Consider the following 23298-nt stretch of genomic DNA (forward strand, 5'->3'; position numbering starts at 1 on the left):
ACGTAATTTGGGCTTTAGTTTATCTGGAAAGGGGGAAGGAATATATGGAATTACAAAAATATGAGCCACTGCAAGAAACACCACAAGAGCAGCAAAAGTTGCTTCAAAACAGGGTGGTTTTGTGGCTGAGCGGTATCGCATTCACCTTTTTTATTGCCCTCTTAGGCTTGGGGCTGTCCAAGATTGCAGGGTTCAATCGAATCGGTCCACTTGCTTGCTCGATCATCATTGCCGTGATTTATCGACAAATTGCGGGATATCCAGAAAAGTTCAGGACAGGAATAGAATTTTCCGCAAAAAAACTTTTGCGTTTTGCCATTATTTTATACGGGTTGAAATTAAATATCGATGTGATTTTCAATCAGGGTCTGCCATTGTTGGTACGTGACATAGGAACAGTGACTTTTGCAATAGTCGTGATGGTCCTGATTGCAAAGTGGTTTAAGGCAGATGCCTCCATTTCCCTTCTTCTTGCTGTTGGAACTGGGATATGCGGTGCAGCTGCCATCGCGGCAATATCTCCTATCGTGAAAGCGAAGGAAGAAGATACAGCCATAGGCGTCGGGATAATCGCGTTAATGGGAACACTTTTCTCCATTGTTTATACACTTTTACGTCCGATCCTTCCGTTATCTGCTTTGGATTATGGAATTTGGTCTGGGATCAGTCTTCATGAAATCGCGCATGTTGCCTTGGCGGGAGCACCGGCTGGGGAAGATGCGCTAGCGATTGCACTTCTTGCAAAATTGGGCCGTGTCTTTTTACTTATCCCATTATGTTTCATTTTTATGTATTGGATGAAAAAACGCACATCCGGGAAAATGGGCCATGATGCCAAAATTGATTTTCCATGGTTTCTCGTCGGTTTTATAATCATGAGTCTAATAGGAAGTTATGTGTTTGGAAAGTATATCACGGTGTCTCCTCTCGTAATGGATGGTATTTCCAAATCGACTACATTTATATTGACAATGGCCATGATCGGTCTTGGACTGAATGTTAGCCTGCAGGCACTGCGGACAAAAGCCATGCGTCCTCTTTTAGCCATGACCATAACCTCTTTGCTGCTCTCGATAATCTCGTACTTTATCGTTTAATAGATAAGCTTTACTATTTTTGCCCATTAAATATGCCTGAAACGTGATAAAGGTTGCATATAGGATAAGCCCTGAATACTTAAATCTATTCAGGTTTTTTTCATCTAAAGAAACGTTTTATTGGAAAAGAAGGAGTGGAAAAATGGTAAAATACTAATTTAAGGAAAAAATCGGCCGTCAGCATGTTTGAATATTATAATTATTTGGTTTACAATATAATAACTGATACGAACATTATGATGTCTTTTTCTGTTTGGAGGAAATTTTATGGAGTTAGACTTTAAAAATCCAATCCCTTTACATGCTCAATTGAAAACCATATTGGAAAATCAGATTTTGGAAGGTTATTATAAAGATAAAATCCCGAGTGAAAGGGAACTCATGGATATGTATTCTGTCAGCAGGAGCACTGTGCGGGAAGCAGTATCCATTCTGGTTCGTGAGGGGATATTGGAAAAAAGGCATGGTAAGGGAACGTTCGTTTCCCTTAAACCTGTACAAGAATGGCTTAAGATGATAAGTTTTACGGAAACCACTAAAAGCATGGGCATTGAACTACTGGATCATGGCCGTGTAATGACACCTGAAAATATAGCTGATGCAAATGGGTTTGAGGATGAATCTTATCATATTAAAAGATTGCGGTTGCAGGGGGATGTCCCAATAGCCATAGAATTGCATTATTATTCTTTGGACCTAGGAAAAAAATTGACGAAATTCGATTTAAGTACAACCGTATTGTATGATGCACTCGAAGGTGATCTAAACATTGACTTTTGTGAAGCGGAACAAATCATAACCTGCGGCTTCCCAACAAAAGAAGATGCAGAACATTTAGGTATAGCCGAAACGATGTGCTTACTGATCACAGAACGAATGATTTTTGATTCTGATGGTAACTTAGTAGAATATTATAAAGGGTTATTCCGATCGGATATGTATTCATTCGCAATGAAAATGTCTCGGAAGAATTGATTTTGCACATAAAGTGACCTAAGCCTTTCTAAGATGCAGAGAGGCTTAGGTCATTTTCGCTTCTATATCATTGAGTTAGTCGATCTTGAACCGGATTAAAACGCCAGTCAAGACTTTCTATAAAAACCCGATTAGCTATAATATGATTTACCACCGGGTTCAACGTAGTTTTAGGGTAGAAAAATGGCTGATTTAGTTGAGACAATATTTAAAGTAAATCTATCATATTCAACGTACACATTGATAGGACTTTATGATAGGATTGGCTGTTTCATGAAATAACTGCCTCTTCAGTCTTTCAAGATAAATCGTCCCCCCAGACGCTCCAAGTCAAATCCTTAAAAGCCTATTTATGCATACTGGTACACAAAGATAAAACGATTCGAAAACAAAGGTAGTCAATAAGATTGCACACAATGACAAGTATACGCACAACGTCCATTACTTATTATGGTCAATGGTTGGCAGCGACTAACCTCTCCAGACATGCCAAGTGACACATAACAACCACAAAGCAAATTACCACGAATGGGCAGTTTAGAGATAAAATTAAAGAAATGATCCAGGCGGAAAAAGCTGAAATATGGACTATAAGGGTGAAAGGAGTTAATTCCTTGAAAGAGCAATCAAATAATAAAAACAATGCTTCAATTAGTGATAATAGCATAGGCTGGTGGAAAGCAATTATAGAATCAATCAATGATGGTGTTTTAGTGATTGATCATAATGGGTATGTAAGGATGATCAATCCTGAATATACACGTATTACTGGTGTTACTGCTGAAATCATAGGGAAGCCACTGGTAAAATATCGGCCCGGAGCGCAACTTACAAAAACACTAAAAGATTGTCAGTGTCGTGTTGGAGTCTACCGAAAGACAAAAGACCGAGAATATGTGGTCGATATGGCTCCAATTATTCTCAATGAACAGGTTGTTGGCGCTGTGTCCGTCTGCAAAAGTTTAACTGAAGTTCATAAATTGTCAATTGAACTTCAAAAACAAAACGAGAAAGTCCGGCAGCTTAAAAAGCAGATGAATTCGCTTTATCAAGTAAAATACACTTTTGATGACATCATCGGAAAAGATGGCGGGTTGAAGGACGTTGTGTATGTGGCAAAACGGGTTTCCGATTCCAACTATCCAATTTTAATTATCGGCGAGAGCGGAACAGGAAAAGAATTATTCGCACAGGCTATTCATCATAAAAGCCATCGTGGTAATAAGCCTTTTATTCCAGTTAATTGTGCGTCTATTCCACCTTCTTTATTAGAAAGTGAGTTATTCGGTTATGGAGATGGGGCCTTTACCAATGCAAAAAAAGGCGGTAAAATCGGTTTATTTGAAATGGCAGACCAGGGTACGCTCTTTTTGGATGAAATTGGTGATATGTCATATGATCTTCAGGCTAAGTTACTCAGGGTGTTACAAGAAAGTAAGATCAGAAGAGTAGGAGAAACAGAAGAGCGAAATATTGATGTCAGGATTATTGCCGCTACACACCGTGATCTACAACAGCTTGTAAATAAAAATCATTTTCGCGGAGATTTGTTTTATAGACTTAATGTTATAGGTTTAAAGATAGCACCTCTTCGAGAACGAAGAGAGGATATTCCTGAACTGGTTCATTCATTGCTTCGTTCGTCATTAACTCCATCTAAGGAAGGTTCTATGTACACTATTGACGAACAAACTTTAGAATTTTTACGGTCATATGAATGGCCTGGCAATGTTCGAGAATTGAGAAATGTGATCGACTATGCAACTTGTATGGCAGAAGGTATGGAGATAAAGATCCAACACCTACCTGATGTATTGATGAAGCTCGAATTGAATCGCTTAGATTCTACTCTAAAACCAAACGGTCAAACACTAAAGGACATAACGGAAGAAGCAGAATCAAAATTCATTCAAGAAATTTTGGGGCAGTTTGGAAATGATATGGAAGGAAGAAAAAAAACCGCAAATTCTCTAGGGGTGTCCTTGGCCACCTTATATAATAAAATGAAAAAATACCGTATTATTTAGAGCGATTTCTAAAAAATTAGAATAATATCCATTGATTTCTAAAAAATTAGAAATCAACCAAGGCTATAGAATTAGGGGATAAAGTAATTTATTTGAGAATCTTAGTAATATTTTCTAAAAAATTAGAATTTGAATCCACTATAAATGAAAGCGCTAGCAACAAAGTGCTTTCTTTTTTTTGTTTTTTAAATTTTTAAATGAGTACTTAAATAACTGATAAATCAGCATTAGAGTGAACAAACACCTAAGAAAATCAAACTGCAATAATAATTTAAATATTACTTTCTTTGTTTAGGCATGGTTCTTGCAAAAGTATAGTACACAGCAAAACTCTTATAGAAAGGGCAATGAAATCCTTGGTGAATATGCCTCGTGGGGAAAAATCTTTTCATCTGAGCTATGTCAGTAAACATTCAATTTACGACTCATTGGGAGGGATTATATGTTAGCTATTTTAGGTTTCTTGACAATAGGAGTTTTCCTTTACCTCATTATGACAAAACGTTTATCAGTCTTAATTGCTCTGGTGTTGGTGCCAATCGTTTTTGCTTTGATCGGTGGATTTGGCTTGGGGATAGGAGAAATGATGCTAGCGGGTATCGAAAAGGTTGCTCCTACCGGAATTATGGTGGCTTTTGCTGTTTTATATTTTGGGCTGATGATGGACACGGGTTTGTTTGATCCAATCGTATCTAAGATGCTTCTTATCGTGAAAGGAGATCCCTTAAAAGTGGTGGTGGGCACGGCCGTTATCACGATGCTTGTATCCTTAGATGGGGATGGTGCTTCTACTTTTATGATTACTGTTTCCGCCTTACTTCCTCTTTATAAGAGATTGAAGATGAACCCTCTCATTTTAGCAGGTGTAGTGGCTTTGGGCGCAGGTGTGATGAATCTTGCACCATGGGGCGGTCCAACAGCAAGGGCGATGGCAACTTTGAATGTCACTTCTGCTCAACTATTTAATCCTATTTTACCTGCTATGGTTGCAGGTATCCTATGGGTGTTGTTTTCATCCTATTTACTTGGAAAAAGAGAAAGGGAAAGAATAGGGATTATAGATTTGGAGGAAAAGGACAACATAGCTTTTCAAGAATTAGCGGCAACGACGTTAGAATTTAAGCGTCCCCAACTTTTTTGGTTCAATCTAATTTTGACACTGATTCTTCTCATCGCTTTAATCAAAGTATGGCTTCCACTTCCTACTTTGTTTATTATTGCTTTTACAATTGCTTTATTGGTGAATTACCCAAACCAAAAACAGCAGATGGAGCGTATCACAAGTCATGCAAACAACGTTGTTATGGTTTCGACCATGATTTTTGCGGCGGGGATCTTTACCGGTATTTTGACCGGAACAAAAATGATTGATGCTATGGCGCTTTCTATGGTGTCGATTATTCCTGAAGCGATGGCGGGCTACTTACCTATTTTGACAGCTATAACAAGCATGCCTCTAAGTTTAGTTTTTACACCGGATGCTTACTATTTTGGAGTCTTACCTATCATTAGTCAAACCGCTTCTACTTTTGGAATTGATCCCATTGAAATTGGCCGGGCAGCTATACTGGGGCAAATGACAACCGGCTTCCCATTAAGTCCATTAACAGCCTCTACGTTTATTCTTATAGGAATGACAGGCGTCGATTTAGGGGATCATCAGCGTTTTATTTTTAAATGGGCATTTGGAACAACGATTATCATGACTATCGTAGCCCTGCTAACAGGAGCTATTACTATAATTTGAGGTGATTATGTTGATTAGAATCGGTTCAGGTGCAGGATTTTCAGGTGATCGGTTGGAACCCGCACTACTCCTTGCAGAAAAAGGGAATTTGGATTATCTAGTGTTGGAATGTTTGGCGGAACGGACAATCGCGCTGGCGCACAAGCGAAAAAAAGAGAATTCTTCATTAGGCTATGATCCGCTGCTTGAAAAGCGGATGGAGCTATTACTTCCAACACTCATTCAAAATGGTGTGCGGTTAATTACAAATATGGGAGCAGCCAACCCGGTCAGTGGCGCTGAAAAAGTAATTGAAATTGCCCAACGACTAGGTCTTTCTATCAAAGTGGCGGCTGTGACAGGGGATGATGTATCGTCATTCCTGGATACAGATGCCCAGACTATGGAAACAAATAAGCCTCTACATTCATATGGCCCAATTTTATCGGCAAATGCCTATCTTGGTGTGGAAGCTATTTTACCTGCGTTAGAAAAAGAAGCAGACATTATTCTGACCGGGAGAGTGGCGGATCCATCCTTATTTTTAGCGCCAATGGTTCACCACTTCGGATGGTCGGTTGACGACACAGATTTGATTGCAAAGGGCACCATTATTGGCCACCTTTTGGAATGCGGTGGTCAAATTGCTGGCGGTTATTACGCAGATCCTGGAAAAAAGGATGTTCCACACTTGGAGAACTTAGGATTTCCGTATGCGGAGGTACGAGCAGACGGTTCTGCCTTGATTACAAAAATTTCAAATACAGGTGGAGTTATCAATCTAATGACGGCGAAAGAACAGCTTTTATATGAAGTCACAAATCCGAACGAATACATTACACCTGATGTAATTGCAGACTTTATGTCAGTAAAGCTTCGAGAGGCAGGGCCGAATCGAATTGAAGTAACAGGAGGGAAAGGAAAGAAACGGCCGGAAACGTTAAAAGTAAGCGTCGGTTACCATGCAGGGTTTATAGGTGAAGGAGAAATTTCATATGCCGGTTCAAATGCATGGGGACGAGCACAACTAGCTGGAGACATTATGAGAACGAGACTTGAGAAGAGTTTTGATGAGTTGCGGATTGATTATATCGGTGTTTCATCCACACACCGGAATACGTTTGGACAATGGAATGAACCATACGAAGTCCGACTAAGGGTCGCAGCTAAAGCACAAAGTCTAAGTGAAGCCGCTAAAATTGGTGAAGAGGTTGAATCTCTTTACACAAACGGGCCAGCCGGTGGAGGAGGAGCAAGAAAGTATACACACGAAGTTTTAGGAATTGTTTCTTCTCTACTTCCTCGTGAAGAAATTGAAGTGAATGTTGTAATAAAGGAGAGTGTACTGCATGAAGAGAAAACTATATGAGCTTGCCCACAGTCGCGCCGGTGATAAAGGGAATATTTTGATGCTTTCGCTTATTCCATATCATGAAAAAGACTATGCCCTTTTATGCAAAGAAGTAACAATCGAGAGAGTAAAACAACATTTTAAGGACATTGTTGATGGTGAAATTTTTCGATATGAGATTCCAAATATCGCTGCTCTTCAGTTCGTTTGCCATCAAGCTTTGCTTGGCGGGGTTACAATATCACTCGGTATGGATACGCATGGGAAAAGTTTGAGTTACGCCTTATTGGAGATGGAAATAGAGGTACAAGAAGCGTTATAGGAGGGGGATAAAAAAAATTTATAAATAGTATCGGACGTTATATCATCTGTTTGAAGACCATCTGCATCAAAGAAAAGGGTTTCTTTTTCAACACTCAGGTGCGTTAAGTGGTATAAGAAGGAGCTGTTCCAAAAAACTGTTCTTAAGATAAAAATGTTCGTTCATAAGCAAATCTAAAGATATATAAATGTGGTTCTTAGCCATACTAATAAAGATTAAAATTCGTTAGGAGGCAATATAATGGGAAGATCAAACAATCATAAACCATCTAGCAGCAAAAAGGCGTTACCTCAAACTCCCGAAAACTTAAAAATAGAACCGGATCGTGTTGATGAAGAGTTTTCTCGTGAGCTTGGTGAAAGTGGAAAAATAAGAGCTACAAGACCTAAATGAAACAAAAAAGTGAAAGATGCGGAATGATTTTTACACTCCTTTTTAAATTTAAGTAAAACAAAAAAACGCGCTGTTTTTTTATTTTCTTATAGAATCAAAGGTGCGTTAGTGAAACAATAATCGCGGAACGGAAGTGGATTGGCGAAAAAACTTTGCAAGCTTACTTAAGAGATCGATTTTATAGTTAATGAAAAAAGGATCTTCAATGTGGAGATCCTTTCATACTGTTTCTTCAACTAAAGATAATCTTAGTCGAAGAAACAGTGTCACTTTAATAAATATCAATAGTAGTTAACACTCATTTTTTCCGGATTTATAAGAAAAAGACTGAGCTAGTTTTTTAGGTAGTTACATGTTAAAAATATCTATATTTGTTGGCAATTAATAAATCTTGGATGATTTATTTAGACTCTTTCTTACCTAGTTCCTTACATACCTTACTTCATGATCTAGAATATCAAGGCTTGCCCGCCGTAACCAGCCGTTTGATTCTAGAGGGCTTGCCATCCTCCAATTTAGCCGAAATTAACCCAAGTACTACTCCAAGCAGCGCACCTGCTCCCACTTCCACAGGCTGATGTCCGAGCAGTTCCTTCAGTTCTTTCTCACGCTCCACATACTCAAAGCTTGGAAACTCTCCAGAAAATTTCGCCATATTATCTTCAAGATCATTCACAAGCTTAGCAATTTCGCCTGTATGGCGCCGAATCCCCTGAGCATCATACATCACAATTACGCCGAACACTGTCGCAAGCGATGTTTCCGTATGCAGCCAGCCTTTATTCGCTGCCACATAAGATGCCAGTGCGGCCACACCTGCAGAGTGCGAACTTGGCATGCCACCTGTTGAGAAAGCCTGTTTCAAATCCCACTTTCCTGTCAGCTTATTATGCGTTAAAATTTTCAGTCCTTGTGCAATGCCGATCGCCGACAGCGCCGTTAAAATTCCCCGATTCATCTTTTCCATGAGCAACTCCTCCACTCCAGACCAGTCCAACCTAATCCAGGAATTTATCTTCTTTCTTTTGATACCCAAAAAATAATTTTTATATGCGGAAGATCCATGATTATCGGCATTTATTAAAAGTCTACTTGTGTTAAGTTTCATGTATATAATGGCCCAGTGTCAGTGTTCGATTATTTCATAATAATATTTATAGGATGGGTACCTTAAGGAAAATATATAACGGAAGATTATTAACATGGTGTTAAGGGTGGCAATGGGATGAACAAGATCAAGGATATAAATCCGGAAGAGTTAAAAAAGATCATGAAGGTAACCGAGCGAATGACTTTTACAAAAAACTTCAGGTCCGCTACGGCTGAAGAATGGTTTGTTTTCATTCCAGGCTTTAATGATCCAATTACTGAAGGAGCTGCTGGAAAGGCTATAGTGCACTACAATCTATATGGAAACAAAGATATGTTCATTAACACGACAATAATTCTGGATGATCCTATACTATTTAAGGAAGAAAATTTTCAGCTGGTTTACTCAATTTGTGATGAACTTATAAATCGTCTAGTAGGATACGCTGATACTTTACTGTCAGTACACGCAGGTTCAAATTCTTATAATGCTGAATACAAACGATAATGTTCGTAAAAGAACAAGGAGGAAAAACAGTGCATCATAATCTGGTTCAGTCAATAATCGAACAATCAGTCAAACTTAAAAGTGAAGCAGATTGGGATAAGCTCATTCAACAAGTCAAAAATTCAAAATTTGTTTTGCTGGGAGAGGCATCGCATGGAACATCCGAGTTTTACACGGCCCGAGTTGAAATAACAAAAAAACTGATTCAAGAAAAAGGGTTCACCTTTGTAGCCGTTGAAGGCGATTGGCCCGCATGCCAGGCAATTAATAGGTATGTTAAAGGCTATGACCAAGTATCTAAATCGGCAAAGGATGTGCTTAAAATTTTTGACCGCTGGCCGACCTGGATGTGGGCAAACGAGGAAATGATAGATTTGATTGAATGGATGAAAGAATACAATGAGTCTGGACAAAATCAAACAAAAGTAGGGTTTTATGGGATAGATATCTATAGTCTCTGGGAATCCATGGATGAAGTTATCCATTACTTAAAACAAATTGATTCGCCTGACCTCGAAGCTGCAAGACAGGCATTCACATGTTTTGAGCCTTTTAATCGTAATAATGAGGAGTACGCAGTTTCCGCAGGCATTTTTTCAGAAGACTGTATAGAGGAAGTAGCCAAATTACTGACAACTATACAACGAAAAAAAGAAAAATACCCCCATCATGAAGAATTGAATTTGAATCTTCAAGTGAATGCATTAGTAGCGTATAATGCAGAAAATTATTACAGGACAATGGTGGTACATGATGATAAATCATGGAATATTCGAGATATGCATATGGTGGATGCACTTAATGAAATTATGGATTTTTACGGTTCAAAAGGCAAGGCGATTGTATGGGAACATAATACCCATGTTGGCGATGCCAGCGCTACTGATATGAGAGATTCAGGGATGATTAACGTAGGTCAGGTCATTCGTGAGCAAAACCCAACTGAGGATGTATTTATCACAGGATTCGGAACCTACAGAGGAACTGTTATTGCAGCAGATGAGTGGGGCAAGGATCTTGAAATAAAAACAGTACCCCCTGCAATTAATGGAAGTTGGGAGGAGGCCATGCACCTTTCGGGGGCGTATGATAAATTGCTCATTTTCACTGATGAAAATCGTCAGCTATTCCAAGATAGGATCGGACATCGGGCGATTGGGGTTGTATACAGACCTGAATATGAACAATATGGAAACTATGTACCTTCTGTAATGTCAGATAGATATGATGCTTTTATTTACATTGATGAAACTCAGGCGCTTCACCCGCTTGTTCATGAAACAGCACCCGTTGTGTAATAAATTTCAAGCCCTTAATAACATTTCAGGTTATTAAGGGCCTGTTCGTGCTTATTCCTATTGACCTGGTTTTTTCTTTTTAGAAGTATCGTGTGGAAAAAATCAGACCAGAATGGCAGCAAATGGTGAGGTTCCACGGTCTGATTGTATCATTTAAGAATAACCTATAGTAAATAGCATGATCCCATCAAATATAGGTTAATGTTTGTTTTATTCACATTTAACACACTTATTCATTCATTAATTCTTTTATCATTAAAAGATGTGGACCGCCATCTTCCATAAAGACATCGGATGAAGCCTGATAGCCGAGTTTTTTATAAAACCCCTCTGCCTGTGTTTGTCCATGTAATTTAACCTTGGATAATTCCTTTTCCATTGCGATCTCTTCTAACGTTTTAATTATTATTTTTCCAAGGCCAAATTTACGGTAAGGCTCCAATATGCAAATTCTCTCCAATTTACCAAAACCATCAACAACTCTTAACCTTCCAGTTCCTACTGGTTTTTCATTATAATAGACTAATATGTGTTCAGAAGAAGCATTAAGTGCATCAAATTCATCAAATTCAATTTCTAATTGGAAACCCTGTTCCTCAACAAATACTTCTTTTCTGATATGAAAGGCTATTTTTAAATCATTTTCAGTAGTAATTCTCTTTGAATCCAATGTTCTTCATCCCTTTTCTAGATTTATGCAATAAGACAAGTCATAATAAATGTATATCCTTTTTTAGTATAAACGAAATTATTTTTGTTGTAAATACAACAAAAAAGTTAGGGGCACTTTGAATGAAAGAAATACTCCGTGAAATTGGAATGATAGCAAGGGCATTGGACTCTATAAGTAATATTGAATTTAAAGAATTTGACCTTACAAAAGGGCAGTATTTGTATCTTGTCCGAATATGTGAAAATCCAGGAATCATTCAGGAAAAGTTAGCAGAAATGATAAAGGTTGACCGAACGACAGCGGCTCGTGCCATTAAAAAACTTGAAATTCAAGGTTTTATTGAAAAGAAAAATGATGAGGGCAACAAAAAAATTAAAAAGTTATATGCTACTGATAAAGGTGAAAAGGTCTATCCCTTTTTGAAAAAAGAAGGGGAGTATACCGACAAGGTTGCATTATCTGGGTTTTCTTTGGAGGAAACGGAAACGATGTTGCATCTTCTTCAAAGGGTCAGAAAAAATATTGAGGTAGATTGGGAATTTGTTAAAAAGGGAAATAAAAGGGGATATTGATACAGCTTATAAGTTATCACTGATTCATGGATGCTTAATTGGTGTGCCTCCATGGAATGTTTATGGATAAAATTTATAAAGAGAGGCTCGATTCCGATTGGAAATTGAGCCTCTTTCTTATTATCCAGCTGCATTTTCAGTAAACTGACTATTGTAAAGATCTGCGTAGAACCCATTCACCCTCAAAAGGTCTGAATGGGTTCCCTTCTCTATCACTTTTCCTTGATCCATAACAAGAATCAAATCTGCATCCTTAATCGTTGAGAGACGATGGGCAATGACAAAGCTAGTTCTTCCTTCCATCAGTCGGTTCATGGCTTTTTGGATAAAGACTTCGGTCCGAGTGTCCACACTAGACGTCGCTTCATCCAATATCATGATTGGTGGATCTGCTAGAACAGCTCGGGCGATTGTTAAAAGCTGCTTTTGGCCTTGGGAGATGTTCGAAGCTTCTTCGTTTAAGATTGTCTCATAGCCATCTGGCAGTGTACGAATGAAATGGTCGGCATGTGCCGTACGAGCAGCTGCGAAAATTTCTTCATCAGTTGCTCCATTCTTGCCATAAGCGATATTTTCTTTAATCGTGCCATTAAAGAGCCATGTATCTTGAAGCACCATCCCAAAGTTCTTTCGAAGATCACTACGGGACATACTCCTTGTATCAAGACCATCAATATTAATCTTTCCGCCATTGAGTTCATAAAATCTCATCAAGAGATTTATCATGGTCGTTTTTCCAGCACCAGTCGGTCCAACGATTGCGACCGTCTGACCAGACAAGACATCGATGTTCATATCTTTAATTAACATTTCTTCCCCATATCCAAAGTCCACATGTTCGAAAGAGACAGCACCAATTGCCCTTTTTATATTAGCTGTGGTTTGTTCTTTCATTTCCTCTTCTTCATCAAGTAGTTCAAAAACACGCTCAGCTGCTGCAACCGTCGACTGAATAATGTTTGCGATGTTAGCCGTTTGTGTGATTGGCTGGGTGAACTGCTTTGAATAAGTGATGAACGCTTGAATATCACCAATTGAAATCGAACGTTGCGTTACCAATATTCCGCCGACAACGCTGATGAGGACATAGCTCAAATTTCCGATAAAGAACATCAGCGGCATGATGATACCAGATATAAACTGTGCTCTGCTTCCCGCTTTATACAATTCCTCATTAACCGCAGTAAACTGGGCACTCGCCTTTTTTTCATGTCCGAATGCTTTAACGACTTGATGGCCGGTATACATCTCTTCAATGTGCCCATTTAATTGTCCGAGTTTACGTTGTTGATCGGCAAAGTACTTTTGGGATTTTTTCAAAATAGGCCGGATTGCAAATATTGATAAAGGTAAACTGACTATCGAGATTAATGTCAATAACGGGCTAATTGAAAGCATCATGATGATAATCCCCAAAATCGTTACGATTGATGTGATGAACTGCGTTAAGCTTTGCTGAAGGGTGCTCCCGATTGTATCAATATCATTTGTCATTCGGCTAAGTGTTTCTCCGTTTGGACGTCCTTCAAAATATTTGAGTGGAAGTTTCTCGAGCTTTTCGTTAACATCTTCTCGAAGATCATATACCGTGTCTTGTGCAACACTTGACATAATGTATTGTTGTACATAGTTGAAAAGGCTGCTTAAGGCATACAGTCCAGCAAGGAGCAGAAGTATATGACCAATTTTATCAAAGTTAATGGCTGCTCCTGGTATCCCTTGGAATTTTCCGTACGCTCCTTCGAATAATTCCGTAATTGCCGTTCCCATGATTTTTGGTCCGACAATCATAAAAATCGTACTCATGATTGCAGCAAAGAACACGGCAATCAATTTGTTGCGCCGAGGTTTTAAATAGGTCAAAAGACGTCTTAGTGTTCCTTTAAAATCTTTAGCTTTTTGACCCATCATCATCATGTTACCGCCACCAGGACCATGCCCAACATGACCGCCGCTTTGAGGTTTTTTTTGATTACTCATGCAATTTCCTCCTCCGTGAGCTGTGATAAGGCGATTTCACGGTATATGTCGTTTGTACTTAGCAACTCTTGGTGTGTGCCCATACCTACAATGTGTCCTTCGTCTAAAACAATGATTCGATCAGCGTCAACCACCGTACTGACACGCTGGGCAACGAGCAGTACCGTCGAATTTTTCGTTTCATCTTTCAGGGCTGCGCGAAGGTTGGCATCCGTCTTGAAGTCAAGTGCAGAAAAACTATCATCGAATATATAAATATCGGGTTTCCGAATGAGTGCCCGTGCAATCGAAAGCCGCTGTTTTTGCCCGCCTGATAGGTTTGAACCGCCTTGTTCGATTTCTGCCTGATAGCCGTCTTTCATGTTGCTGATAAAATCTTCCGCTTGCGCGATCCGAGCAGCATGCTCGACTTCATCTTGTGTGGCTGTTTGTTTTCCAAAGCGAATGTTTTCAGCGATCGTACCTGTAAAGAGGACGGCCTTTTGTGGTACAAAGCCAATTTTTGAACGAACTTCATCTTGTGAAGACTTACGAATATCAACACCATTGACGCGAATCGTTCCGCTTGAAATATCATAAAAGCGGGGGATCAAATTGACGAGCGTTGTTTTCCCTGAGCCTGTTCCACCAATTATTGCGGTGATTTCACCAGGACTTGCAGAGAAACTAATATCCGATAATGCAGGTTCTTCTGCTCCCGGGTAACTGAACGTCACATGTTCAAATTCAAGTGTACCGTGTTCACGATCTGCCTTTTCTGTACCCTCATCCAGGAATGAAGGTTTCATGTCAAGGACTTCGTTTATCCTTGTTGCCGACACGGCCGCTCGTGGAACCATAACGAACATCATGGAAGCCATAACGAGAGCGAACATAATTTGCATAACATATTGGATAAAGGCCATTAAGTCCCCGATCTGCATACCGCCGTTATCAATACGAACTCCACCAAACCAAATGATGCCAACAACCGTCAAGTTCATTACAAGCATCATTACAGGCATCATGAAGGCCATAATTTTATTGACTTTGATTGAAACATCCGTCAATTCTTTATTCGCTTTCTTTAGACGTTCTTTCTCTTGTGTTTCACGATTGAAAGCTCGAATGACGCGAATACCAGTTAAATTTTCTCGTAATACAAGGTTCAACCGATCTAATCGTTTTTGCACCGTTTGAAAGAGTGGTACACCTTTATATAGAATAAGCAAGATCGACCCAATCAATAAAGGCATTGTGACAACAATGACAAGTGATAATCTTGCATCCATGGATACAGCCATTATCACTCCGCCGATTAACATGATAGGTGCACTGATAACCATACGAAGCATCATGATAACCACTTGCTGGACTTGCGTTATATCATTGGTCGTCCTTGTAATCAATGACGCCGTACCGACTTCATCAAATTCTTGTAACGAAAATTTTTCAACATGATTAAAGACTTTCAGGCGGAGATCGCGTCCCATTCCCATTGCCGCTTTGGAAGAATAGTAGCTTGCGATTATGGATGCACAAGCGCCAAGTGCGGAAACCAACAGCATCAAACCACCGATTTTCCAAATGTATGGAATGTCTCCCTGAACGACGCCTTTGTCAATAATATCAGCCATTAGTGTAGGCAAAAAGAGGTCCGACATGGATTGAATAAAAACCAGACCGATAACTGCTGAAATAATCCACTTATAAACGGATAAATTTTTCAGTATTTTTATCATTTTGAACACTCTCCCTGTTCGGTAGCTTGCGCTTCTAAAAAGTTTGTAATTTGAAGATGCGTTTCTAGCAACCCTTCAAACTGGTCGTCGGAAAGCATTTCAATGGCCGTTTGAAAGACTTGGTGAATGCTTCCTTCGTGAAAATGAATCGTTTTTAATAAATTTTTCCCCTGATCGGTGATTGACAACTGAATCTCACGCCGGTTGCCCTCCACATGCTCACGGTGGAGCATGCCTGCCCGAACGAGACCATCGACCGCTTGGCTCAAGGTGCTTTTTGGAAGAAATGTTTTCTCCCCCACATTTTTTTGAGTGGTTTCTTTGTAAAGGGTAATGGTCATCAAAATGGAATATTGAGGAACTGTTAATCCATTTTCCGCGGCTGTCTTTTGAACGAAACGCATGATATTTTTCTGCACGCTCCAAAATGAACGCAATAGTTGTACGGAACGCATTAATTGTTTTTCATTCTCCACTCAACATCACCATTCTTTCTGTTTTGAACTGTTCCATTTCGAACATTTAATTTTATGAATCACTTTAATTTACAGCTATTTTTCCGCTTAGTCAACAAAAAAACGATCACATAATTTCGGTGTTTATCTAGACCTTGGTCGTACATAAAAATAAGCTTTGTTTCTTCAGCGAAAATCTGAATTGTCTAGGCAATTCATCATCGCGTGAGAAAACCCACTTTTCCATATACTTGATTCAATAGACATAAAAATGTCCTTTTAACAGAGTGAAATTAGTTGGAAATTTGAGATAAAAAGTGGTAGGATAATATTGCATTGAGTTAGTACCAGGTAATAATACTAGATGATAACGCATTTGAGGGTGTTAGATGGCAAGCATGCATACATAAACGAGATTTTTCTTCCTTAGATAAATACCGGATATAAAGTTTGTTTTAACAGAAAAATGTATTAATTATTAGGAGGGATGATGACATATGGTTGAAAACCGTCATCTACAGGCAGGTCTCAGTGATGAGCAGGTGCTTGAGATGTATAGAATAATGTTATTGGCAAGACGTATAGATGAACGGATGTGGCTGTTGAACAGATCTGGAAAAATTCCTTTTGTCGTTTCTTGTCAAGGGCAGGAAGCAGCTCAAGTGGGAGCTGCATTTGCTTTGAATCGTGAAACGGATTATGTCCTTCCTTATTACCGCGATCTCGGTGTGGTGCTTGCGTTTGGGATGACCGCAAGGGATTTAATGTTATCCAGTTTTGCAAAAGCGGAAGATCCAAATTCGGGCGGGCGTCAAATGCCTGGGCATTTTGGGCAAAAAAAGAATCGTATCGTGACGGGATCGTCGCCAGTTACCACTCAAGTCCCACATGCAGTGGGGATTGCACTCGCCGCAAAAATGGAAGGAAAAGATATTGTTTCATTCGTTACATTCGGAGAGGGGTCATCAAACCAAGGTGATTTCCATGAAGGAGCGAATTTCGCAGGTGTACATAAACTTCCGGTTATCTTGATGTGCGAGAATAATCAGTATGCCATTTCCGTACCGATTGAAAAGCAATTGGCTTGCGGGAAAGTATCGGACCGGGCGATTGGTTATGGCATGCCAGGGGTGACGGTTGATGGAAATGACCCGATCGAAGTATACCGGGTGGTGAAAGAAGCGGCCGAGAGAGGCAGGCGTGGTGAAGGACCAAGCTTAATCGAAACGGTTTCATACAGGCTTACACCACACTCAAGCGATGATGATGATAGTCAATACAGGTCGCCTGATGAAGTGGCGGAGGCGAAAAAAATAGATTCGATCATCACTTTCGGTGCCTATTTAAAAGAAGCAGGAATCCTGGATGATCAAATGGAGAAACAAATGAACGAGGAAATAATGGAAGTTGTGAACGAAGCGACTGACTATGCGGAAAATGCTCCATTTGCAAGTGAAGACACGCTCTCAAATTACGTTTACGCAGGTAAGTAAGGAGGAAAGAAGATGGCAGTGATATCTTATATAGATGCCGTGATAATGGCGATGAGGGAAGAAATGGAACGTGATCCCCGTGTATTTGTTTTAGGTGAGGACGTGGGGGTAAAAGGCGGAGTGTTTAAAGCGACTACAGGGTTATACGAACAATTCGGGGAACAGCGTGTCATTGATACGCCGCTTGCTGAATCCGCAATCGCAGGAGTTGGCATCGGCGCGGCCATGTATGGAATGAGGCCGATTGCGGAAATGCAATTCGCTGATTTTATCATGCCCGCAATCAACCAAATCATTTCGGAAGCTGCAAAAATCCGCTATCGCTCCAATAATGACTGGCATTGCCCTATCGTCATCAGAGCTCCATACGGCGGGGGTGTACATGGGGCGTTATACCATTCACAATCCGTTGAAGCCATTTTTGCCAATCAACCGGGACTTAAAATTGTCATGCCCTCTACACCCTACGACGTGAAAGGTTTATTGAAAGCAGCCATTCGCGATGAAGATCCAGTCCTTTTCTTTGAACATAAACGTGCCTATCGCCTTATTAAAGAAGAAGTGCCGAATGATGATTATGTTTTACCGATTGGGAAAGCGGATGTAAAACGTGAAGGAGAGGACGTTACAGTGATCACTTACGGCCTTTGTGTTCATTTTGCGCTTCAGGCAGCTGAAAGGCTGGCCAGTGATGGCATATCCGTTCATATTCTTGATTTACGAACCGTTTATCCATTAGATCAGGAAGCCATTATGGAAGCTGCATCTAAAACAGGAAAAGTCCTATTGGTTACTGAAGATAATAAGGAAGGAAGCATCATTAGTGAAGTATCGGCGATCATTGCAGAAAACTGCCTCTTCGATCTGGATGCCCCAATCATGAGACTCGCGGGCCCGGATGTCCCAGCGATGCCATATTCACCATCATTGGAGAAATCCTTCATGGTGAATCCTGAAAAAGTAGAAAAGGCACTTAGGGACCTTGTTGCCTATTGAACGAATCTTAAAATAGTACAAACAAAGCATCCTCCATCTGGGGGATGCTTTGTTTGTTCACGTGATTGATCATGCCCATTAAAAATCAATTAAGGAAATCGCCAAGGATGTCACTTGATCAAAAATACGCATGAATAAAAAAATCATTGAAACGGCATTTGAAATGCGTGGTATTATATGGTAAAGAATCTATATAAAGGAGCTTAAGATGAATACTGGACAATTCTCCAATAATAAACTATTAGATATAGTGTTTGAAAGTACATATTATGGAATTGTAATTGTCGATAGTAATGGGAAAATTCAATACATTAGCAATAAATATTGTGAATTTTTAAATGTTGAACGCGACACAGTGATTGGTGAACATGTGACGAATATAATTGAAAATACAAGGCTACACCTTGTAGTGCAAATAGGTAAATCGGAAATCGCTGATATACATTTTATTCGTGGTGATTTTGTTATTGCAAATCGCATTCCTATCATCGAAAATAATGAAATAATTGGTGCAATCGGGACAATAATGTTTCGTGATCTTGATGACTGGAATAAAATGAATAGTCACATTAAGGAGATACTGACAAAACATAATTTTTACAGAAATGAAATAGATGTTACAAATGGAGTAAAGTATTCCTTACACAACTTAATTGGAACTTCTCAAGAAATACAACAGTTAAAAGAACGTGTGAAAAGGTTGGCTAGAGGTGATATCTCTGTACTAATTAGAGGAGAAAGCGGTACAGGCAAGGAAATAATAGCACATAGCATTCATCAGTTAAGTGGAAGAAGCGACAAGCCGCTTGTGAAAATAAATTGTAGTTCAATTCCGGAACACTTGTTAGAATCTGAACTTTTCGGTTATGAAGAAGGTGCCTTTACAGGGGCAAAAAAGGGAGGTAAAATAGGAAAGTTTCAATTTGCTGATGGTGGGACGGTTTTTCTTGACGAAATTGGTGATATGCCTCAGCAAATGCAAGTCAAGTTATTAAGGGTCCTTCAGGAGAAAGAGTTTGAGCCTGTAGGTTCGCTTTACCCAAAAAAACTAAATGTTCGAGTGATTGCTGCAACAAATCGCCCTTTAGAAAAATTGGTTGAAGAAAAGCTATTTCGTGAAGACTTATTTTATAGAATTAATGCTGTCCAATTATTTGTTCCTCCTTTAAGAGATAGAATTGAAGATATCCCTTTACTTGTAGATTATTTTTTTAAAAAAATCACAGCTCGAATAGGAAAACGAGTAACCTCCATACACCCAGAGGTGATTTCATTAATAGAGCGCCATAACTGGCCAGGGAATATCAGAGAACTAGAGAATGTGATTGATGCAGGTGTTCACCTATCAAATGAAGAGGTAATGGGAAAGGATGCTTTACCTGATTATCTAAAACTTCATAAGGTGCATATGAAAGAATTAAGTTTAAAGGATTGTGTAGAGGAAACAGAAAAGAAGGAAATCGAAAGAGCGTTAAGGAGGTTCAAGTTTGATAAAAAAAGGGTTGCGGAAGCTCTTGGGATAGGGAATTCTACCCTTTACGATAAAATTAGAAAATATCAGATTTCTGACCAATAAAAATAAATCCGGGATTTCAGAATTCATTCCGAAATCCCGGATTTATTTTTTAATTTCCGTATTAATGTTGATAGAGTTCACTTTAAAGGAGAAACAAGGCTATAAATTATGAAAATTAATGAATGAAAAATCAGCTGATCTTACTTCAGTTGATTTTTTTTGGTTGTTTTCCGAAAAACCAGAAAATAAGTTATTGGGTTTTTCGCGATTATTAAGGACTGTAAGTCAGTAAGGGTTTTTTCGGTTTTGGAATGAATCTTGCATTCAAAATTAGAAGAAAGGAGGAAAGAAAACGATAAAGACGAGTGGTCAAATTAATGGCTTGTAAGAGGGCCCCGTTTAGAAAGTTTTAGAATTGATTAGAACATTATTTAGCGGCATTGCAGCCTGAATTTTGTCTATATTTTTTTAATTAAAAAGGAGGAATTTCATTGGATGTCGGTTTTATCACAAGAAAAATGGCGAATGATTTAAATAATATTAATCCTAAAAAAATAGCAATAAAAGAAGAAGTAGGAAAGTCGATGACGTACATGGATCTCCACCTTATATCAAATGCGTATGCAAACAAGCTTTACGAAATTGGAGTGCGAAAAGGGGATCGTGTCGGTATTTTGCTATACAACTGTCTTGAATATTTTAGTCTATATTTTGCCATTGCGAAAATCGGTGCAATTGCAGTTCGACTTAATTTTAGACTTTCAAGTGCTGAGCTTGAGTATGCATTAAATGATTCACAGACAAAAATATTGTGCTTCCATTCTAACTTAGCCAATCAGCTGGAATCAGTTTGTAATCAAGTTTCTGTTGAACGTTATTTTTGTCTTCCTCATAGAAATGGCTCATCCCCAGGTTGGTCTGAGTCATGGAGTGTTTTAGAAAGTGGTTCGGTAGATGAGGTCAAAGTCGATAACATTAAATTAAACGATCCAGTTATGCTTATGTACACTTCAGGAACAACGGGAAGACCTAAAGGTGCGATTTGGACTCATGATACAACTTTCTGGTTTTCCACGATACAAGCTCTGAAATGGAAATTTACAGGGCGAGAAGTTGCGATGACGACAGGGCCACTATACCATGTTGGAGCGATGGAAGATATTGCACTTCCCATTCTACTGATGGGTGGAAGGGTAATAATTACAAAAAGCCAAGAATTCGAGATTGGAAGAATTCTTTCCGTTATTGAAGAGGAAAAAGTGACCGATTCTTTTTTATTCCCTTTCATGATTTATGAAATGCTAAATTTGCCTGAAATTGAAAAGTATCAGCTTAAATCTTTAAAAACTATTTATACAGGTGGTGACCCGCTTATGCCATGGGCACTGGAACAATTAAAAAAGAGGTATCCTCAAATTGGAGTTGTTCAAGTTTACGGGTTAACTGAAGGACAGCCAATTGCGGCTTCGCTTGAACCCAAGGATGCTTTTACAAAAAGCCATACCGTTGGAAAGCCGATGCCACTTACAGAAATAAATATTATCGATGAAGAGGGGACGCCTTTGCCAGTTGGTGAAATTGGTGAAATTACTATTAAAAGTCCAGCGGTGTCTGAGGGGTATTGGAGGAAACCAGATGCCACTATGGAAACATTTGTGAATGGGTGGTGTAAAACAGGAGACATGGGAAAATTCGATCATGATGGGTATCTATCAATTGCAGGCAGAAAAAAAGATATGATTCGGAGCGGTGGTGAAAACATTTACTCAGCGGAAATTGAAGATGTCTTATACCGCCATGAGGAAGTGAAGGAAGTTTCAATAATTGGTATTCCTGATCCCAAATATATTGAGGCTGTATGTGCTGTTATTGTTAAAAAAGAAGGAGCCAAACTGACGGAGGAAGATGTTGTTAATTATTGTAAGGAACATCTTGCTAGCTACAAAAAACCTAGAAAGGTCACATTTGTTGATGAAATACCACGTACCCCATCTGGGAAGGTTCAAAAGTTTATTCTTCGTAAACAATTTAGTGGAATGGATAAATAAGGGGTTTATGGAGGGGTGAAAAAGGTTTTGTGAATACATTATTTCACTTTGTTTTAAAAGTCACACAACCACAAAGGATTCTCTCATAAATATCTGGGGCACCCACTGATTCACGTTTTTAAATATGCCAGAGCATTTGGAACCCACATGTACACTTTAGGTTTAGGAGGAAAGCTGATGAAGAATAAGGATCAAGTTGTTTCATGGTCAAAACAGGGTAATATTGCAACGATTATTATTGATAATCCACCTGTTAATGTATTGAGCGCAGATGTAATAGAACAATTGAATCTTGTGGTGGATGAAATTGAAAGCGATTACAATATTAAGGTCATTATACTTACCGGTGAAGGCGAAAGAGCTTTTGTTGCTGGAGGAGATATTAAAGAATTTCCGGAATGGATTGGAAAAGGAGTGGAAGAAGGAAAGGGGAAATCACTTTGGCTTCAGAAACCACTTAATAAAATTGAACGGTTATCTCGACCAACTATTGCTGCAATCAACGGGTTAGCACTAGGTGGAGGATGTGAACTTGCCTTAAGTTGTGATATTCGAATTGCGGAGGAACATATTAGGATTGGTCTTCCTGAAATTAAATTAGGATTGTTTCCAGGTGCAGGGGGAACTCAAAGACTTCCTAGACTGATAGGTAAAGCCAAAGCAAAAGAAATGATCTTTACTGGAGAGCCACTGAATGCAGAAGATGCCAAACAAATAGGGCTTGTTAATCATGTTGTGCCAAAGGGCGAATCTTTAGAAAAAGCAAAGGAAATGGCAAAATGTATTTGCAATTATTCTTTACAATCTTTAACTTTTGCAAAGCATTCTATTGATTATGGTTATGAACAAACACTTGAAGATGGACTCGTGATTGAGGCTGAAAATTTTGGTCATGTTTTTCAGACTAAGGACGTAAAGGAAGGAGTTGAAGCCTTTATCAATAAAAGAGATCCAAACTTCATTGATCAGTAATCCCCCATGACCAAATCCAGGTCAAGTCCCATTTTTTTAAAAAAGCAAATTCTAAAGTAACTCATCTTTGTTAATAAACAAAATCG

The 23298-nt window shown here is 39.1% G+C and carries 20 protein-coding genes; 15 read left to right on the forward strand and 5 right to left on the reverse strand.

Going from position 1 to position 23298, the window contains the following annotated elements; translation table 11 throughout:
• The first annotated feature begins 44 nt into the window (after positions 1–44).
• From BW986_RS16700 to BW986_RS16730, 7 genes are all read left to right on the forward strand, one after another.
• The gene (locus BW986_RS16700; protein ID WP_081395663.1) at positions 45–1097 is read left to right on the forward strand and encodes a YeiH family protein; all 1053 of its coding nucleotides are present in this window, start codon (positions 45–47) and stop codon (positions 1095–1097) included.
• A gap of 267 nt (positions 1098–1364) precedes the next feature.
• Positions 1365–2072 carry a GntR family transcriptional regulator gene (locus BW986_RS16705; protein WP_076368972.1) on the forward strand — a complete coding sequence of 236 codons (708 nt, stop codon included), beginning with the start codon at positions 1365–1367 and terminating at the stop codon, positions 2070–2072.
• A gap of 614 nt (positions 2073–2686) precedes the next feature.
• Positions 2687–4099 (forward strand): sigma-54 interaction domain-containing protein, encoded by a 1413-nt coding sequence (locus tag BW986_RS16710; protein WP_076369072.1) that lies wholly within the window; start codon positions 2687–2689, stop codon positions 4097–4099.
• Between the two features lie 442 nt (positions 4100–4541).
• On the forward strand, positions 4542–5846 hold the full coding sequence (locus tag BW986_RS16715; protein ID WP_076368973.1) for a CitMHS family transporter: 1305 nt from the start codon (positions 4542–4544) through the stop codon (positions 5844–5846).
• Positions 5847–5853: 7 nt separating this feature from the next.
• Positions 5854–7194 (forward strand): acyclic terpene utilization AtuA family protein, encoded by a 1341-nt coding sequence (locus BW986_RS16720; protein WP_311316560.1) that lies wholly within the window; start codon positions 5854–5856, stop codon positions 7192–7194.
• A complete protein-coding gene (locus BW986_RS16725; RefSeq protein ID WP_076368974.1) occupies positions 7175–7498 on the forward strand; it encodes an AtuA-related protein in 324 nt (107 codons plus the stop codon). The genes BW986_RS16720 and BW986_RS16725 overlap by 20 nt, the downstream gene beginning before the upstream one ends.
• 240 nt (positions 7499–7738) lie before the next feature.
• Complete coding sequence (locus BW986_RS16730) at positions 7739–7891, forward strand: YfhD family protein (protein ID WP_076368975.1); 153 nt, start codon at positions 7739–7741, stop codon at positions 7889–7891.
• A 457-nt stretch (positions 7892–8348) separates the two neighbouring features.
• Here the strand turns inward: BW986_RS16730 and BW986_RS16735 are convergent, their stop codons facing one another.
• A complete protein-coding gene (locus tag BW986_RS16735) occupies positions 8349–8858 on the reverse strand; it encodes a divergent PAP2 family protein (protein WP_076368976.1) in 510 nt (169 codons plus the stop codon).
• Positions 8859–9116: 258 nt separating this feature from the next.
• Here BW986_RS16735 and BW986_RS16740 point away from each other — a divergent pair, with 258 nt between their 5' ends.
• Together BW986_RS16740 and BW986_RS16745 are read left to right on the forward strand one after the other, a co-directional pair.
• A complete protein-coding gene (locus tag BW986_RS16740) occupies positions 9117–9488 on the forward strand; it encodes a hypothetical protein (RefSeq protein ID WP_076368977.1) in 372 nt (123 codons plus the stop codon).
• A 29-nt stretch (positions 9489–9517) separates the two neighbouring features.
• Positions 9518–10786 carry an erythromycin esterase family protein gene (locus BW986_RS16745; protein WP_142244647.1) on the forward strand — a complete coding sequence of 423 codons (1269 nt, stop codon included), beginning with the start codon at positions 9518–9520 and terminating at the stop codon, positions 10784–10786.
• A gap of 229 nt (positions 10787–11015) precedes the next feature.
• Here the strand turns inward: BW986_RS16745 and BW986_RS16750 are convergent, their stop codons facing one another.
• Entirely contained in the window at positions 11016–11456 is a 441-nt protein-coding gene (locus BW986_RS16750; RefSeq protein ID WP_076368979.1) for a GNAT family N-acetyltransferase, read from the reverse strand.
• A gap of 122 nt (positions 11457–11578) precedes the next feature.
• Here BW986_RS16750 and BW986_RS16755 point away from each other — a divergent pair, with 122 nt between their 5' ends.
• Positions 11579–12031: a MarR family winged helix-turn-helix transcriptional regulator gene (locus BW986_RS16755; protein WP_076368980.1), complete on the forward strand. Its 453-nt coding sequence runs from the start codon at positions 11579–11581 to the stop codon at positions 12029–12031.
• 120 nt (positions 12032–12151) lie between these two features.
• Here BW986_RS16755 and BW986_RS16760 read toward each other — a convergent pair whose 3' ends face one another.
• Genes BW986_RS16760 through BW986_RS16770 form a run of 3 tightly spaced genes read right to left on the reverse strand, consistent with a single transcriptional unit; the run spans position 12152 to position 16208 of the window.
• Positions 12152–14011, reverse strand: a complete 1860-nt coding sequence (locus BW986_RS16760) for an ABC transporter ATP-binding protein (protein WP_076368981.1) — start codon at positions 14009–14011, stop codon at positions 12152–12154.
• Positions 14008–15732: an ABC transporter ATP-binding protein gene (locus tag BW986_RS16765; protein WP_076368982.1), complete on the reverse strand. Its 1725-nt coding sequence runs from the start codon at positions 15730–15732 to the stop codon at positions 14008–14010. The genes BW986_RS16760 and BW986_RS16765 overlap by 4 nt, the downstream gene beginning before the upstream one ends.
• The gene (locus BW986_RS16770; protein ID WP_076368983.1) at positions 15729–16208 is read right to left on the reverse strand and encodes a MarR family winged helix-turn-helix transcriptional regulator; all 480 of its coding nucleotides are present in this window, start codon (positions 16206–16208) and stop codon (positions 15729–15731) included. The genes BW986_RS16765 and BW986_RS16770 overlap by 4 nt, the downstream gene beginning before the upstream one ends.
• A 476-nt stretch (positions 16209–16684) precedes the next feature.
• On the opposite strand from BW986_RS16770, the gene BW986_RS16775 reads away from it, so the two are divergent.
• The 5 genes from BW986_RS16775 to BW986_RS16795 all read left to right on the forward strand — a co-directional run bounded on the left by BW986_RS16775 (position 16685) and on the right by BW986_RS16795 (position 23212).
• A complete protein-coding gene (locus BW986_RS16775; protein WP_076368984.1) occupies positions 16685–17680 on the forward strand; it encodes a thiamine pyrophosphate-dependent dehydrogenase E1 component subunit alpha in 996 nt (331 codons plus the stop codon).
• A 12-nt stretch (positions 17681–17692) separates the two neighbouring features.
• Positions 17693–18676: an alpha-ketoacid dehydrogenase subunit beta gene (locus BW986_RS16780; RefSeq protein WP_076368985.1), complete on the forward strand. Its 984-nt coding sequence runs from the start codon at positions 17693–17695 to the stop codon at positions 18674–18676.
• A gap of 208 nt (positions 18677–18884) precedes the next feature.
• Positions 18885–20252: a sigma-54 interaction domain-containing protein gene (locus tag BW986_RS16785; RefSeq protein ID WP_076368986.1), complete on the forward strand. Its 1368-nt coding sequence runs from the start codon at positions 18885–18887 to the stop codon at positions 20250–20252.
• 431 nt (positions 20253–20683) lie between these two features.
• The gene (locus BW986_RS16790) at positions 20684–22240 is read left to right on the forward strand and encodes an acyl-CoA synthetase (protein WP_076368987.1); all 1557 of its coding nucleotides are present in this window, start codon (positions 20684–20686) and stop codon (positions 22238–22240) included.
• A gap of 177 nt (positions 22241–22417) precedes the next feature.
• Positions 22418–23212, forward strand: a complete 795-nt coding sequence (locus tag BW986_RS16795) for an enoyl-CoA hydratase/isomerase family protein (RefSeq protein ID WP_076368988.1) — start codon at positions 22418–22420, stop codon at positions 23210–23212.
• Positions 23213–23298 lie beyond the last annotated feature (86 nt).

Source organism: Peribacillus simplex, assembly GCF_900156045.1.
Taxonomy (GTDB): domain Bacteria; phylum Bacillota; class Bacilli; order Bacillales; family DSM-1321; genus Peribacillus; species Peribacillus simplex_D.